Origin of the sequence: Streptomyces cinnamoneus (assembly GCF_002939475.1) — a bacterium.
GTDB lineage: Bacteria > Actinomycetota > Actinomycetes > Streptomycetales > Streptomycetaceae > Streptomyces > Streptomyces cinnamoneus_A.
This window is the reverse complement of the sequence record NZ_PKFQ01000001.1, coordinates 4303633-4318468: the sequence shown is the minus strand read 5'-3', so window position 1 is coordinate 4318468 and position 14836 is coordinate 4303633. Positions and strand designations below refer to the sequence as shown.

Genomic DNA, 14836 nt, shown 5'->3' with positions numbered 1-14836 from the left:
GAGGTGTCAGCATGGGCGGTGGAGAGGCCCTGGGGGGTGACATGCGCTACGCGCGTAGATATGCTCATCCGGTGACCATGCCCACTGTTCCCTCAAACGGCAACGAGGCCGCGGAGCGACTGGCGTCGATGGCGGACGTGACCGCCTCCGACGGAGCGCTGCGCCGCTTCCTGCACGGCCTCCCGGGCGTCGACCCGGTCGGGCTGGAAGCCCGCGCCGCGGCGCTCGGCACCCGCTCGATCAAGACGACGGCGAAGGCCTACGCCATCGACCTGGCGATCTCGATGATCGACCTGACGACCCTGGAGGGTGCGGACACCCCGGGCAAGGTCCGGTCGCTCTGCGCCAAGGCCGTCAACCCCGATCCCACCGACCGCGACACCCCGCGCACCGCCGCGATCTGTGTCTACCCCGACATGGTGGCCACCGCCGCCGAGGCCCTGCGCGGCTCCGGCGTCAAGGTCGCCTCCGTCGCGACGGCCTTCCCGGCCGGCCGCGCCGCCCTGCCGGTCAAGCTGGCCGACACGGTGGACGCCGTCGCCGCGGGTGCCGACGAGATCGACATGGTGATCGACCGCGGCGCCTTCCTGTCCGGGCGCTACCTGAGCGTCTTCGAGGAGATCAAGGCCGTCAAGGACGCCTGCCGCCGGCCCGACGGCTCGGCCGCCCGGCTGAAGGTCATCTTCGAGACCGGCGAGCTGTCGACGTACGACAACATCCGCCGTGCCTCCTGGCTCGGCATGCTGGCCGGCGCCGACTTCATCAAGACCTCCACCGGCAAGGTCGCGGTGAACGCCACCCCGGCGAACACCCTGCTGATGCTGGAGGCCGTGCGCGACTTCCGGGCCACGACCGGCGTCCAGGTCGGCGTGAAGCCCGCGGGCGGGATCCGCACCACCAAGGACGCCATGAAGTTCCTGGTGCTCGTCAACGAGACCGTGGGCGAGGAGTGGCTGACCAACGACTGGTTCCGCTTCGGTGCCTCCAGCCTCCTCAACGACCTGCTGATGCAGCGGCAGAAGCTGAGCACCGGGCGCTACTCCGGTCCCGACTACGTGACGGTGGACTGATCATGGCTTTTGAATACGCACCGGCGCCCGAGTCGCGCTCGGTCGTCGACATCGCCCCCTCCTACGGGCTGTTCATCGACGGCGAGTTCCGCGAGGCCACCGGCGGGAAGGTCTTCAAGACCGTCTCCCCGTCGACGGAGGAGGTGCTCTCGGAGGTCGCCCAGGCGTCCGCCGAGGACGTCGACGCCGCCGTCAAGGCCGCGCGCAAGGCCTTCGAGAAGTGGTCGGCGCTGCCCGGTTCCGAGCGGGCCAAGTACCTGTTCCGCATCGCCCGGATCATCCAGGAGCGGTCGCGTGAGCTGGCCGTCCTGGAGACCCTGGACAACGGCAAGCCGATCAAGGAGACGCGCGACGCCGACCTCCCGCTGGTCGCCGCGCACTTCTTCTACTACGCCGGCTGGGCCGACAAGCTGGACCACGCCGGGTTCGGCGCGAACCCGCGTCCGCTCGGTGTCGCCGGCCAGGTCATCCCGTGGAACTTCCCGCTGCTGATGCTGGCGTGGAAGATCGCCCCCGCGCTGGCGGCGGGCAACACCGTCGTGCTCAAGCCGGCCGAGACCACGCCGCTGTCGGCGCTGTTCTTCGCCGACATCTGCCGTCAGGCCGGGCTGCCCAAGGGCGTCGTCAACATCCTCACCGGTGACGGTTCGACGGGTGCGGCGATCGTGGCCCACGACGGCGTCGACAAAGTCGCCTTCACCGGCTCCACCGCGGTGGGCAAGGAGATCGCCCGTACCGTCGCCGGCACGGACAAGAGGCTGACCCTGGAGCTGGGCGGCAAGGGCGCCAACATCGTCTTCGACGACGCGCCGATCGACCAGGCGGTCGAGGGCATCGTGGGCGGCATCTTCTTCAACCAGGGGCAGGTCTGCTGCGCGGGCTCGCGCCTGCTGGTGCAGGAGTCCATCCAGGACGAGCTGCTGGACGCGCTGAAGCGCCGCATGTCCACGCTGCGGGTGGGCGACCCGCTGGACAAGAACACCGACGTCGGCGCCATCAACTCCGCCGAGCAGCTGGCCCGCATCACCGCGCTGGCCGACAGCGGCGAGGCCGAGGGCGCCGAGCGCTGGGCCCCGGCGTGCGAGCTGCCGGGCAACGGCTACTGGTTCGCCCCGACGCTCTTCACGGGCGTCACGCAGGCCCACCGGATCGCCCGCGAGGAGATCTTCGGCCCGGTCCTGTCGGTGCTGACCTTCCGTACGCCCGGCGAGGCCGTCGCCAAGGCCAACAACTCGCAGTACGGGCTGTCCGCCGGCATCTGGACCGAGAAGGGTTCGCGGATGCTGGCCGTGGCCGGCAAACTGCGGGCGGGCGTCGTCTGGGCCAACACGTTCAACAAGTTCGATCCGACTTCCCCGTTCGGTGGGTACAAGGAGTCGGGCTTCGGTCGCGAGGGTGGCCGTCACGGTCTGGAGGCCTACCTCGATGTCTGATCGGCTCAGTGTCTTCAAGACCTACAAGCTGTTCGTCGGGGGCAAGTTCCCCCGGTCCGAGAGCGGGCGGGTGTACGAGGTGACCGACTCCAAGGGCCACTGGCTCGCCAACGCCCCCCTGTCGTCCCGCAAGGACGCCCGTGACGCCGTCGTGGCGGCGCGCAAGGCGTTCGGCGGCTGGTCCGGCGCGACCGCCTACAACCGCGGTCAGATCCTCTACCGCGTCGCCGAGATGCTGGAGGGCCGCCGGGACCAGTTCGTCGCCGAGGTCGCGGACGCCGAGGGCCTCTCGAAGTCCAAGGCCGCCGCGCAGGTGGACGCCGCCATCGACCGCTGGGTCTGGTACGCGGGCTGGACCGACAAGATCGCGCAGGTCACGGGCGGGACGAACCCGGTCGCCGGGCCGTTCTTCAACGTCACCTCCCCCGAGCCCACCGGTGTCGTGGCGGTCGTCGCGCCGCAGGAGTCCTCGCTCCTGGGCCTGGTGTCCGTGGTCGCCCCGGTGATCGCGAGCGGCAACACCGTGGTCGTCGTGGCCTCGGAGAAGGCCCCGCTGCCCGCCCTGTCGCTGGGCGAGGTGCTGGCCACCTCCGACGTGCCCGGCGGTGTGGTCAACATCCTGTCCGGCAAGGTCGCGGAGATCGCCGTGCCGCTCGCCGCGCACCAGGACGTCAACGCCATCGACCTGGCGGGCGCCGACGCCGAGACGGCCAAGGCCCTGGAGATCGAGGCGGCTGACAACCTCAAGCGCGTCGTCCGTCCACAGCCTGTGGACTGGTCCGCCGACCCCGGCACGGACCGCCTGACGGCGTTCCTGGAGACCAAGACCGTCTGGCACCCCACCGGGTCGCTGGGCGCGGGCGGCTCGTCCTACTGACGTGCGCCCATGACGGATGCCGGCCTCCCCCGAGGGGAGGCCGGCATCCGTCGTTCCGCGGATCAGTCGCCGGAGGGCGGCGCCAGCGGGCCCGGCAGCAGCTTCACCATCTGGCCGATCAGGGGCAGGTCGCTGATCTGCCCCGTCTTGGTGATGGTGTCGGTGACCGCCGTCGTGCCGACCGCGGGATAGTCGGCGACCTTCGTCCTGACGCCGTTGTCCAGCGGGTCCACGTGCGTCCCGGCCATCGGGTACGCCTTGAAGGACTTCACGACCGGCGAGATGCCCTGCACCGACTTCTCCACGGCGATGCCGGTGCCCTGCAGGGCCGCCCCGACGTCCGTACGGCCGAGCTCGGCCCGGGGGGCCTGGGGCGTGGCGCTCGCCCCGGCCGCGCCCCCCGCGACGAGCGCGGCGCCCGCGGAGAGGGTCAGCCCGACGCGCGCCAGGGTGCGCTGGAGCCGGGGCGGAGGGTTGGGCGCGGAACGTGCGTGACGAGCGTGGGAAGCCATGACCACCTGCCGGGGGGTGAGTTGACGGTTCGGTTCGGACCAGGATCGACTGCGCAGCGTAGTTGAGCAGTCACTCCGCGCGCACGCTCCGACCCAGGGGGATCCCCCATGCGGACCAATGCCTCACACTGGTGTCCCGTGACCTCCCTCCTGCCATCCGCGCGCGTCATCCTCCTGACCGGCCCCTCGGGCTCCGGAAAGTCGTCCCTCGCCGCCCGCACCGGGCTGCCGGTGCTGAACCTCGACGACTTCTACAAGGAGGGCGACGACCCGTCGCTGCCGCTGCTCACGGACGGCGGCACGGACTGGGACTCGCCGCGCTCGTGGGACGCGGACGCGGCTGTCGCGGCGATCGACTCGCTGTGCCGTACGGCCCGTACGACCGTGCCGGTGTACGACATCTCCACCAGCTCGCGCGTCGGCGAGAGCGCGCTCGACATCGGGCGCACCCCGCTGTTCATCGCGGAGGGCATCTTCGCCGCGGACATCATCGACCGGTGCCGTGACCTCGGCCACCTCGCGGACGCCCTGTGTCTGCGGGGCCGGCCGTCGACGACGTTCCGGCGGCGGCTGCTGCGCGACCTGCGCGAGGCGCGCAAGCCGGTGCCGACCCTGGTGCGGCGGGGGCTGCGGCTGATGCGCTCGGAGCGGGCCATCGTGGCCCGGCAGACGGCGCTGGGCGCCTTCGCCTGCGGCGGCCAGACCGCCATGGGGCGGATCGCCGCCGCTGCCGCCGGGCACCGGGAGACCGTGCGCACCTGAGGCGGCCGCGGACGTGCGAGAGCGGGCGCGGCAATCCCCCCGGCTGCCACGCCCGCTCTCCTCCCCCGTTCCCCCGTCGGCCTCGCGGCCGTTCCCCCCGTGGGACCTAGGCCACCAGCTCGCCGAAGGACTCCTCGGCGACCCGCCCCGAGCAGATGACCTCGTCGTCGCGGAGCCGGCGCAGCGAGCGCCAGATGCTGCTCTTGACCGTGCCGACGCTGATGTCCAGGATCTCCGCGATCTCCGGGTCGGTGCGGCCCTCGTAGTAGCGCAGGACCAGCATCGTGCGCTGGAGCTCGGGCAGCCGGGCGAGCGCCTGCCACAGGACCGCGCGCAGCTCGGTGCCGCGCATCGCGTCCTGCTCGCCCACCGTCTCCGGCAGTTCCTCGGTCGGGTACTCGTTGAGCTTGCGCCGGCGCCAGGCGCTGATGTGCAGGTTGGTCATGGTGCGGCGCAGGTAGCCGCCGATGGCCGCCTTGTCGGCGATGCGGTCCCAGGCGCGGTAGGTGGAGAACAGCGCGCTCTGCAGCAGGTCCTCCGCCTCGTGCCGGTCACCGGTCAGGTGGTACGCGGTCGCGTACAGGGAGGCCCTGCGCTCCTGGACGTATGCGGTGAACGCCTCTTCGGCGTCCGACGCCTTCGTCCGCGGCACCTGCGCGCCGCGCTCCCCCGTGCCCCCCGGAGCGCCCCCCTTGGGCTCCCCGTACGCGATCGCGTCGATCGCCGCCGTCAAGTAGACGTATTGCGGCCGTCCACGTCCGGTACCGCGAGCGCACCCCCGCCCGCCCACGGCACCGGACTTCTCCGGGCTCCGTCCGGCGTCGTGAAGGCGCGTGCGAACTGCGCTGGTCGTGGTGCTGTGCAGTGTGTTCATCTCGCGCCCCCCGTCGGTGGAGCCAGCTCGGTCCGTCAGTGATCCGGACCTCGAACTGCCCGGTGACGAAAAGCCTGCCGGGTCAGTTTCATCGCGCTGTCCGCCGACTGTCACAGCCCTGCAACAGCCCGCCGGCCCCCGCGGGCGTCGCTGCGACGTCCTTCTGTCGAACTACCGGCCACACTTAGGCCAGAATGACCACCGTGCCTTTCCTGTTGCTGATCGAGGACGACGACGCCATCCGCACGGCCCTCGAGTTCTCCCTGTCCCGCCAGGGCCACCGTGTGGTGACCGCGGCGACGGGCGAGGACGGCCTGAAGATGCTGCGAGAGCAGCGGCCGGACCTGATCGTGCTGGACGTGATGCTGCCGGGCATCGACGGGTTCGAGGTGTGCCGGCGCATCCGGCGGACGGACCAGCTGCCGATCATCCTGCTGACCGCCCGCAACGACGACATCGACGTGGTGGTCGGGCTCGAGTCCGGCGCCGACGACTATGTGGTCAAGCCCGTGCAGGGCCGGGTCCTGGACGCCCGGATCCGGGCCGTGCTGCGCCGCGGCGAGCGCGAGTCGAACGACTCGGCGGTCTTCGGTTCGCTGGTCATCGACCGGTCCGCGATGACCGTCACCAAGAACGGCCAGGACCTCCAGCTGACCCCGACCGAGCTGCGGCTGCTGCTGGAGCTGAGCCGCCGGCCGGGGCAGGCCCTGTCCCGGCAGCAGTTGTTGCGGCTGGTGTGGGAGCACGACTACCTCGGCGACTCCCGGCTGGTGGACGCCTGCGTCCAGCGGCTGCGGGCCAAGGTCGAGGACGTTCCGTCGTCGCCGACCCTGATCCGCACCGTGCGCGGTGTCGGCTACCGGCTCGACGCGCCGCAGTGAGCGGCCCAGTGGTGACGATCACGAGGACTGAGAGCGCACAGTGACAGAAGAGCCCGGTCGGGTGCGGGGCTGGGCGGCGGCGAAGAACATCATGAAGCTGAGCATGCGGTGGATCAGCCTGCGACTGCGGCTGATGCTCGTCTTCGCCCTGGTCGCCCTCGCCGCCGCCGTGTCGGCGTCCGCCATCGCCTACTGGCTCAACCGCGACGCCGTCCTCACGAGGACGCAGAACGCCGCCCTCGACGACTTCCGCAAGTCCCTCCAGGACAACACCGGGTCGCTGCCGCTGACCCCGACCTGTCCCGAGCTGCAGGAGGCCGCGGACCGGATGGCGGCCACCTCGCAGAAGTACGAGGTGCTGCTGATCGGCAAGGTCAAGGGCGGCGGCGACTGCGCCGCGCCCTCGGACCGCGACCTGTTCACGCTCGGGGTGGTGCCCAGGACGCTGGTCACCGCCGTCAACCGGGAACGCAAGGTCGACGAGTCCAATCCGTACCCGTACCACCTGTACTGGCAGCGGATCACGCTCGGCGGCAAGCCGTACCTGGTCGGCGGCGCCAAGGTGATCGGCGGCGGCCCCACCGGGTACCTGCTGAAGTCGCTGGACAACGAGCGGGCCGACCTGAACTCCCTGGCCTGGTCGCTGGGCATCGCCACGGGCCTCGCCCTCATCGGCTCGGCCCTGCTCGCCCAGGCCGCCGCCTCGACCGTGCTGCGGCCCGTCCAGCGCCTCGGCGACGCGGCCCGCAGGCTCGGCGAGGGCAAGCTGGACACCCGGCTCCAGGTGTCGGGCACCGACGAACTGGCCGACCTGTCGCGCACCTTCAACAAGACCGCGGAATCGCTGCAGAAGCGGGTGGAGGAGCTGAGCGCCCGGGAGGCGGCCAGCCGTCGCTTCGTCGCCGACATGTCACACGAGCTGCGCACCCCGCTCACGGCGATCACCGCGGTGACCGAGGTGCTGGAGGACGAGGCCGACAACCTCGACCCCATGATCGCGCCCGCGGTGCAGCTCGTGGTGAGCGAGACCCGCCGCCTGAACGACCTGGTGGAGAACCTGATGGAGGTCACCCGCTTCGACGCGGGCACGGCCCGGCTGGTCCTGGACGACGTGGACATCGCCGACCAGATCACGGCGTGCATCGACGCGCGCGCCTGGCTCGACGCCGTCGAGCTGGACGCGGAGCGCGGCACCATGGCCCGCCTCGACCCCCGCCGCCTGGACGTGATCCTGGCCAACCTCATCGGCAACGCCCTCAAGCACGGCGGCTCGCCCGTCCGCGTCTCCGTGCGGCAGACGGACGACGAGCTGGTGATCGCGGTGCGCGACCACGGCCCCGGCATCCCCGAGGACGTCCTGCCGCACGTCTTCGACCGCTTCTACAAGGCCAGCGCCTCGCGGCCGCGCTCCGAGGGGAGTGGCCTCGGGCTGTCCATCGCCCTGGAGAACGCCCACATCCACGGGGGCGAGATCACCGCCGCCAACTCCTCCGACGGCGGCGCCGTCTTCACGCTGACGCTGCCGCGCGACGACTCCGCGACCGTGGACGACGGCGAGGGCCCCCCGTCGGGCGACCGCGCCCCGGAAGGCGGTGCGTCATGAGCGTCATGAGACTGCCCGCCACCGTCCGTACGACCGCCGTCCGCGCCGCCGCCCTGGCGGCCGGGGCCGGACTGGTCGCCGGGTGCGGCATCCGCGGCACCGCCGTGCCCGTGGACGCCGGCAGCGCGCCCTCCCGGGCCACCTGTGTGGTGCGCCCGGCCGCCCCGCAGAGCGACCCGCTCCCGGGCAGTGCCGTGATGTCCGTCCAGCTGCTGTGCGGCTCCCAGCTCCTGCCCGTCCCCCGCTCCGTCGCCCTGCCGGAGAGCGGCGAGTCCGTCGGGACGGCCCGCGCGCTGCTCGAGGAGCTCCAGCGGCAGCCGTCGCCGGTGGAGGACGACGCCGGCTTCGCCACGGACGTGCCGCAGCGGCTGACCGTGCGGGGCTCCGGCCCCGGCGACCCGGCGGGGACCCTGCGCCTGGGCGTGAAGCCGGACGAGCTGCCCCCGGTCGCCCTGGCGCAGCTCGTGTGCACCTACGCCGGCACGGCCGCGGCCGACGGCAAGGGCACGGTCGTGCTGGGCGGCCCGGACGACGAGAAGCCCAGGGGCTTCACCTGCACCGAGGAGACGCGCACCCACCCGGAGCGGACCCGGAGCACCGGGGCCCCAGTGTCCTGACGCGGGGCGCTGACTCTCTGTACCCGTCGGCGGAACCGCGCGCCCCGCGCGCCGCGTCCTCGGGGGCGTGCAGCGTCATGGCTACGGCGGTACGCCCGCCCTCCGATACCGCTACCGCGTGGCGGGCTGTGTCCTCCTGACCGTCCAGCTCCTGGTGGTCGGCTGGCTCGCTCTGCGGCCGCTGACCGCACCGTGGGTGTCCGCCGCGCGTCTGGAGCCGCTGGCCACGATCCGTGCGGACCTGGCGCTGTCGCCCTGGGACGCGGCGCGGTCGATAGGAGCGGGGGTGCTGCCGTTCGCCCCGCTGGGGGTGCTGCTGCCGTGGGCGGGGGGCCGGATCGCGGTGTCGGCGCTGGGCTCGCTGGCGCGGACGCTCTTCACGGCGGTGATGCTCTCGCTGGCCCTCCAGGTGGTGCAGAGCGGTGTGGTGGGCCAGGTCCTGGACGTGGACAAGCTGCTGATGAACGTCACGGGAGTGGCCCTCGCCCACGTGGCGGTGGTGCCCGCCGTACGGGCCCGGCTCCGCCGCAGGGCGGAGGGGCGCCCCACTCCTCCCCTCCGGCGGAAGGAGCCGGACCGGGGTCTGACCCCGACGATCCCCAGGGTCGGGATCGCCCCGTAGAGCGACGCTTTGCCCGGGTGGCGGCCGTAGCGTTGAGGTCGTCGGGAGAACGTTCCCGCGAATGACGTCGATGACGCCGGCCTCGGTGCCGACGGCACCGAGAAGACGACGAAGGAGTCGCTGCCATGCCCGCTCCGCTGGTCCGCCCCCGTAACCACAGGATGATCGCCGGCGTCTGCGCGGGGCTCGCCGAGCGGTTCGGGATCTCCCGCACGACGATGCGGGTGATCTTCCTGCTCTCGTGCCTGCTGCCCGGTCCGCAGTTCGTGCTCTACCTCGCGCTGTGGATCCTGCTCCCCTCCGACAAGAACCACACGGCCACGGCCTGGTGACGGCCTGCCCCACGCGCGCACGCGGCGGCCGCGCACCCCGGGTAAGGGGGGCGCGGCCGCCGCGGCGCGCTGTTCTGCTCTCCCGTTGGCCCCGTCAGCGCATGTTCGGGGTGCCGATGCCGGGCAGGGAGATGCCGTTGGGGGCGATGGCCTTGGTGGGCAGGCCGCCGAGCAGGCCCGCGTTGCCCTTGTTGTCGGTCGGGGCGGCCAGCTTCTCGGTGGGCAGGTGGGGCGCCAGGGCGTGGTCGGCCGCCTTGGCCGTCTGCTCCAGGACGCCGGAGGCGATCAGGCGGTTCGTGGCGACGAGCACCGGCCCGCCCGCCGGGGCGATCGGCGCGACCTGCTCGATGGGGAGTCCCTTCGTCGCACCGGTGGCGGTGGTGGTGACCGATTCGAGCGTGCCGGCGGAGGCCGTGCCGGCGGCGCTGGCGGCGATCGCCGCGCCGACGGCCACGGCACCGAGAGCCTTGAGGGTTGCCTGCTTCATCTGAGATCTGTCCTCGTGACGGGGGAACGGCAGGGAAATGCCGGGCGCCCCGCAACCTAGCCACGTCCCCCGCGGCCCGCAAACAATGACACGGCCGGGACTTGAAGTCCCGGCCGTGTGCGGTGTATTCAGTTCGGGCCCGTCACCCGGAAGACCGAACGGGAATTGCTGGTCAGACCGTCCCGGTGCTGGTCTGGCGGAAAAGCCACTCGGACTTCAGCTCCGCGTAACCCGGCTTGATCACGTCATTGATCATGGCCAGACGTTCATCGAATGGGATGAAGGCCGACTTCATGGCATTGACGGTGAACCACTGCATGTCGTCCAGCGTGTAGCCGAACGCCTTCACCAGGTGCTCGAATTCACGGCTCATGCTGGTGCCGCTCATCAGACGATTATCGGTGTTCACCGTCGCCCGGAAGTGCAGCTTACGCAGAAGACCGATGGGGTGGTCTTCATATGAATTAGCGGCGGCCGTCTGGAGGTTGGAGGTGGGGCACATTTCCAGCGGAATGCGCTTGTCCCGCACGTACGAGGCGAGCCGGCCGAGCTTGACCGAGCCGTCCTCCGCGATCTCGATATCGTCGATGATGCGCACGCCGTGGCCCAGCCGGTCGGCGCCGCACCACTGGAGGGCCTGCCAGATGGACGGCAGGCCGAAGGCCTCGCCGGCGTGGATGGTGAAGTGGTTGTTCTCGCGCTTGAGGTACTCGAACGCGTCCAGGTGGCGGGTGGGGGGGAAGCCCGCCTCGGCGCCCGCGATGTCGAAGCCGACCACGCCGGAGTCGCGGTAGCGGTTGGCCAGCTCGGCGATCTCCAGGGCGCGGGCCGCGTGGCGCATGGCGGTCAGCAGCGCGCCGACGCGGATGCGGTGGCCGTTCGCGCGGGCCCGGCGCTCACCCTCGCGGAAGCCCTCGTTCACGGCCTCGACGACCTGCTCGAGGGTGAGCCCCGCCTCCAGGTGCTGCTCGGGGGCGTAGCGCACCTCGGCGTAGACGACGCCGTCCTCGGCCAGGTCCTCGGCGCACTCGGCGGCCACGCGGACCAGCGCCTCACGGGACTGCATGACGGCACAGGTGTGCGCGAACGTCTCCAGGTAGCGCTCCAGCGAGCCGGAGTCGGCGGCCTCGCGGAACCAGACGCCCAGCTTGTCCGGGTCGGTCTCGGGGAGCTTGTCGTAGCCGATCGCGGCGGCCAGCTCGACGACGGTGCCCGGGCGCAGGCCGCCGTCCAGGTGATCGTGCAGCAGCACCTTGGGCGCGCGGCGGATCTGCTCCGGGGAGGGGCGGGAGGTCGATGGGGAGGTGGTCTCGCTCGTCATTTCCGCACTGTAGCCCCTACGCGCGTAGATATCAGCGAACGATACGGAACAGTGACCGATCGGCGGGGTGGACAGCGCCCGTCCTTCTGTCATCGTTGTCTGCCATGGTGCAGCAAGCGTTGCCGCAGCGAGATCCAGAAGGTCCGGCAGGCACGTCGAGCACGCCCGTCGCGGCCCCGCGACTGGGCAGACCGCTGGGCGCCGGGCACGCCGGGAAGGCCGTGCACGGCGTGGCCCTGCTGCTGCCGGGCGGCCGCCCCGTGGGACTGCGGGGGCCGACGGCCCTGACGCTCGCGGCGCAGCGCCCGCTGGCCCGCCGGCTCACCCGGGCGGGCGGCGCGGAGGGGCTGGCCATCCATCTCGTGCGCTACCGCCACCGCGGCTGGAACGGTTCGTCGGCCGACCCGGTGCGGGACGCGCGGTGGGCGGCGGACGAGATGGTGCGGCGCTACGGCGACGTGCCGGTGTGCCTGATCGGCACGGGCATGGGCGCCCGCGCCGCGCTGCGGGCCGCCGGGCACGACGCCGTCGCGGCGGTGCTGGCCATCGCCCCGTGGCTGCCGGAGCCCGAGGCCGTCCTCGACCCGGATCCGGTGCGGCAGCTGGCGGGCCGGCGGGTGCTCATCGTCCACGGCACGAACGACGAGCGCACGGACCCGGACCTGTCCTACCGGCTCGCGGAGCGGGCCAAGAAGACCAATCGCGACGTCTGCCGCTTCGAGGTCCATTCCGACGGCCACGGCCTGAAGCAGCACCGCTCCGAAGTCCTCGCCCTCGCCGCCGACTTCGTCCGCGGCACCCTCTTCGGCCATCCCTACGCCCGCCCGCTGGCGGACGCGCTGGCGGCCCCGCCGCCCCTGGGGCTGCGGATGCCGCTGGCGTCGGGGTTCGGGGAGACGCTCGGACACTAGGGTGTGTCCGATGGGTCAGCGGTGGAGCAGCAGTTGGCCCCTGCGCGAGAGCAGGAACCGCTTGAACGCCGCCACCGGCGGGGTGTCCGGGTGCCCGTCCAGCCACGCCACGCCGATCTCGCGCACGGCGCGCGGCGCGGTCACCGTGAGTTCCACGACGCCGGGCCGCGGTACGGCCGGGGGCGGCAGCAGCGCCACGCCCAGCCCGGCGGCGACGAGGCCGCGCAGCGTCTCGGGGTCCTCGCCCTCGAACGCGACCTTCGGCGTGAACCCCGCCTCCGCGCAGAGCGCGTCGGTGATGCGACGGAGTCCGTAGCCCGGTTCGAGCGTGACGAACAGTTCGGAGGCCGCCTCGGCCAGCCGGATGCGCTTGCGCACGGCGAGGGGGTGGTCGTCGGGGACGACCAGGCGCAGCTTCTGTTCGTCGAGCCGGCGCGCCACCAGGTCGGGCTCGTCGGGGACGGGTGAGGTCAGGCACAGGTCGAGGTCGCCGTCGCGCAGCCGCTCGATCATCGCCTCGCCGTAGTTCTGGACGAGCTGGAAGCGCACCCGCGGGTGATCGGCTCGGAAGGCCCTTATGAGTTCGGGTACGGTCTCGGAGCCCATGGTGTGCAGGAAGCCGAAGGCGACCTTCCCCGTGGCGGGGTCGGCGTCGGCCCGTACGGCCTCGGCGGCGCGCTCGACTTCGGACAGCGCCCGTTCGACGGAGGCGAGGAAGGCCCGGCCGGCGGCGGTCAGGGAGACCGTGCGGCCGTGGCGGGCGAAGAGGGCGACGCCCAGGTCGTGTTCGAGGCGCGCCACCGACCGGCTGAGCGTGGACTGCGGCATGCCCAGCTGCTGGGCGGCCCGGGTGACGTGCTCGTGGCGGGCCACGGCGACGAACTGGGCCAGGCGCGGGGTGAGCGCGGTGGCCCAGGAGTCCTCCTCGACATCGATTGTTGCGGGGATGTCTTTTTCGTTGCCGGGCGGTGACAAGGGGGCCCGTGACCTGTACTGATGCGACACAGAATCGATTATCGGCATTCTGTGCATTGGACGCATCAAATGCAGGCTGCATACGGTTCTCGCATGCCTCCTGCCGATACCGGGGCATCCACCGTGGTCATGCGGTCGGATGCCTCTGCCTTGTCGTCTCTTCCCACCGCTTCCGCACCCGATGACACTCGGCTGGTCCCCGGCGGGCTCGGTTACCGCCGGATGAGCTTCGCGCTCTTCGCGGCCGGTGTCGCCACCTTCGCCCTCCTCTACTCCACCCAGGCGCTGCTTCCCGCGATCTCCGCCGACCTCGGTGTGACACCGGATCAGGCGAGCTGGACCGTCTCGGCGGCGACCGGCGGCCTGGCCCTCGCGGTCATCCCGCTCAGCGCCCTGTCGGAGCGCTACGGCCGGCGCGCGACGATGACCGCCGCGCTGTGCGTCGCGGCGTTCGTGGCCCTGCTCGTGCCGATGGCTCCGGACCTGGGCTGGCTGGTCGCGCTGCGCGCGGTGCAGGGCGCGGCGCTGGCGGGTGTGCCGGCGTCGGCGATGGCCTACCTCTCGGAGGAGGTGCGGCCGAAGGCGCTGATCGGCGCGATCGGCCTGTTCGTGGCCGGCAACTCCATCGGCGGCATGGTCGGCCGCATCCTCGCCGGCTGGGTCGCGCAGGCCGGGGGCTGGCGGGCCGGCCTCGCGGCGGTGGGCGCGCTGGCGGTGGTGTGCGCCCTGGTCTTCCGCCTGATGGTGCCGAAGGCACGTCACTTCACGGCTTCGGCGGTCTCGGCGCGGTCGCTGGCCCGCACGGTCGGGGCGCACCTGTCCGACCCGCTGCTGCGGCGCCTGTACGCGATCGGCGCGCTGTTCATGACCGTCTTCGGCGCGGTCTACACGGTGATCGGCTACCGCCTGGCGGAGGCGCCGTTCTCCCTCCCGCAGGGTGTGGTCGGCTCGATCTTCCTGATCTACCTGGTCGGTACGGCCTCGTCGGCGGCGGCCGGCAGGCTGGTGGGCCGCATGGGCCGCCGCGGGGCGCTGTACCTGGCGGTCGGCACGACGACGTCGGGTCTGCTGCTGTCCGTGTCGTCGTCGCTGGTGGCGGTGCTGGCGGGGCTGGTCCTGATCACGGCGGGCTTCTTCGCCGGCCACGCGGTCGCCTCGTCGGCGGTGAGCCGGGCCGTCACCCACGGCCGCGCCCAGGCGTCGGCCCTGTACCAGACCGCGTACTACGTGGGCAGTTCCGTCGGCGGCACGCTGGGCGCCCTGGCCTTCCGCGCGGCGGGCTGGGACGGCACGGTCGTGCTGGGCCTGGTGGCGATGGTGGCGGCGGCGTCGATCACGCTGTACGCGACGCGGCGGGCGCTCGTGGAGCGCCGGGTCGCCGTGGCGCGCCGCGCCTGATCCGCGGCCCGGCATCTTCTTGGAGGGCCCGTCCTGCCGCTTGTCCGGTGGGGCGGGCCTTTCGCGTGGGCGCCGCGAGGGGCGGCCCGGGGACGGCTGCGCCCCTCCGTGCGGTACCCGGAGGGGCGCAGGGCCCCGTACGGGGCCCGCGTTTTCACAGC

16 protein-coding genes are annotated in these 14836 nt (G+C 72.2%); 11 read left to right on the top strand and 5 right to left on the bottom strand.

Translation table 11 applies throughout. From position 1 onward, the window contains the following. Positions 1 to 77: 77 nt before the first annotated feature. From deoC to CYQ11_RS19050, 3 genes are read left to right on the top strand one after another with little or no spacing between them, the layout of a single operon-like run. Positions 78 to 1070: a deoxyribose-phosphate aldolase gene (gene deoC / locus CYQ11_RS19060; RefSeq protein ID WP_181143860.1), complete on the top strand. Its 993-nt coding sequence runs from the start codon at positions 78 to 80 to the stop codon at positions 1068 to 1070. Positions 1071 to 1072: 2 nt separating this feature from the next. Then, positions 1073 to 2503, top strand: coding sequence for an aldehyde dehydrogenase family protein (locus CYQ11_RS19055; protein WP_099201540.1), 1431 nt, complete (start codon positions 1073 to 1075; stop codon positions 2501 to 2503). Then, positions 2496 to 3380: an aldehyde dehydrogenase family protein gene (locus tag CYQ11_RS19050; RefSeq protein WP_099201541.1), complete on the top strand. Its 885-nt coding sequence runs from the start codon at positions 2496 to 2498 to the stop codon at positions 3378 to 3380. Before CYQ11_RS19055 ends, CYQ11_RS19050 begins: the two co-directional genes overlap by 8 nt. 62 nt (positions 3381 to 3442) lie before the next feature. On the opposite strand, the gene CYQ11_RS19045 is transcribed toward CYQ11_RS19050, so the two are convergent. After that, positions 3443 to 3892: a hypothetical protein gene (locus CYQ11_RS19045; protein ID WP_099201690.1), complete on the bottom strand. Its 450-nt coding sequence runs from the start codon at positions 3890 to 3892 to the stop codon at positions 3443 to 3445. A gap of 108 nt (positions 3893 to 4000) precedes the next feature. Between CYQ11_RS19045 and CYQ11_RS19040 the strand changes: the two genes are divergently transcribed. Continuing rightward, positions 4001 to 4654, top strand: coding sequence for an ATP-binding protein (locus CYQ11_RS19040; protein WP_099201542.1), 654 nt, complete (start codon positions 4001 to 4003; stop codon positions 4652 to 4654). 106 nt (positions 4655 to 4760) lie between these two features. Here CYQ11_RS19040 and CYQ11_RS19035 read toward each other — a convergent pair whose 3' ends face one another. Beyond that, a complete protein-coding gene (locus CYQ11_RS19035; protein WP_099201543.1) occupies positions 4761 to 5528 on the bottom strand; it encodes a SigE family RNA polymerase sigma factor in 768 nt (255 codons plus the stop codon). Between the two features lie 203 nt (positions 5529 to 5731). On the opposite strand from CYQ11_RS19035, the gene afsQ1 reads away from it, so the two are divergent. The 5 genes from afsQ1 to CYQ11_RS19010 all read left to right on the top strand — a co-directional run bounded on the left by afsQ1 (position 5732) and on the right by CYQ11_RS19010 (position 9583). Beyond that, positions 5732 to 6409, top strand: coding sequence for a two-component system response regulator AfsQ1 (gene afsQ1, locus CYQ11_RS19030; RefSeq protein ID WP_181143703.1), 678 nt, complete (start codon positions 5732 to 5734; stop codon positions 6407 to 6409). Between the two features lie 40 nt (positions 6410 to 6449). After that, positions 6450 to 8012 (top strand): ATP-binding protein, encoded by a 1563-nt coding sequence (locus tag CYQ11_RS19025; protein WP_398781119.1) that lies wholly within the window; start codon positions 6450 to 6452, stop codon positions 8010 to 8012. After that, complete coding sequence (locus CYQ11_RS19020) at positions 8009 to 8629, top strand: hypothetical protein (protein WP_099201545.1); 621 nt, start codon at positions 8009 to 8011, stop codon at positions 8627 to 8629. The genes CYQ11_RS19025 and CYQ11_RS19020 overlap by 4 nt, the downstream gene beginning before the upstream one ends. A gap of 67 nt (positions 8630 to 8696) precedes the next feature. Beyond that, on the top strand, positions 8697 to 9251 hold the full coding sequence (locus CYQ11_RS19015; RefSeq protein ID WP_099201546.1) for a VanZ family protein: 555 nt from the start codon (positions 8697 to 8699) through the stop codon (positions 9249 to 9251). 125 nt (positions 9252 to 9376) lie between these two features. After that, positions 9377 to 9583: a PspC domain-containing protein gene (locus CYQ11_RS19010; RefSeq protein WP_099201547.1), complete on the top strand. Its 207-nt coding sequence runs from the start codon at positions 9377 to 9379 to the stop codon at positions 9581 to 9583. A gap of 94 nt (positions 9584 to 9677) precedes the next feature. Here the strand turns inward: CYQ11_RS19010 and CYQ11_RS19005 are convergent, their stop codons facing one another. Both CYQ11_RS19005 and CYQ11_RS19000 read right to left on the bottom strand, forming a co-directional pair. After that, positions 9678 to 10070 carry a hypothetical protein gene (locus CYQ11_RS19005; protein ID WP_099201548.1) on the bottom strand — a complete coding sequence of 131 codons (393 nt, stop codon included), beginning with the start codon at positions 10068 to 10070 and terminating at the stop codon, positions 9678 to 9680. Between the two features lie 172 nt (positions 10071 to 10242). After that, a complete protein-coding gene (locus CYQ11_RS19000) occupies positions 10243 to 11391 on the bottom strand; it encodes an adenosine deaminase (RefSeq protein WP_099201549.1) in 1149 nt (382 codons plus the stop codon). Between the two features lie 104 nt (positions 11392 to 11495). On the opposite strand from CYQ11_RS19000, the gene CYQ11_RS18995 reads away from it, so the two are divergent. Next, positions 11496 to 12302, top strand: a complete 807-nt coding sequence (locus tag CYQ11_RS18995; protein ID WP_099201550.1) for an alpha/beta hydrolase — start codon at positions 11496 to 11498, stop codon at positions 12300 to 12302. 15 nt (positions 12303 to 12317) lie between these two features. Here CYQ11_RS18995 and CYQ11_RS18990 read toward each other — a convergent pair whose 3' ends face one another. Then, positions 12318 to 13334 carry a LysR family transcriptional regulator gene (locus tag CYQ11_RS18990; protein WP_420894528.1) on the bottom strand — a complete coding sequence of 339 codons (1017 nt, stop codon included), beginning with the start codon at positions 13332 to 13334 and terminating at the stop codon, positions 12318 to 12320. A 36-nt stretch (positions 13335 to 13370) separates the two neighbouring features. Here CYQ11_RS18990 and CYQ11_RS18985 point away from each other — a divergent pair, with 36 nt between their 5' ends. Beyond that, positions 13371 to 14675 carry an MFS transporter gene (locus CYQ11_RS18985; RefSeq protein WP_099201552.1) on the top strand — a complete coding sequence of 435 codons (1305 nt, stop codon included), beginning with the start codon at positions 13371 to 13373 and terminating at the stop codon, positions 14673 to 14675. Positions 14676 to 14836: the final 161 nt, after the last annotated feature.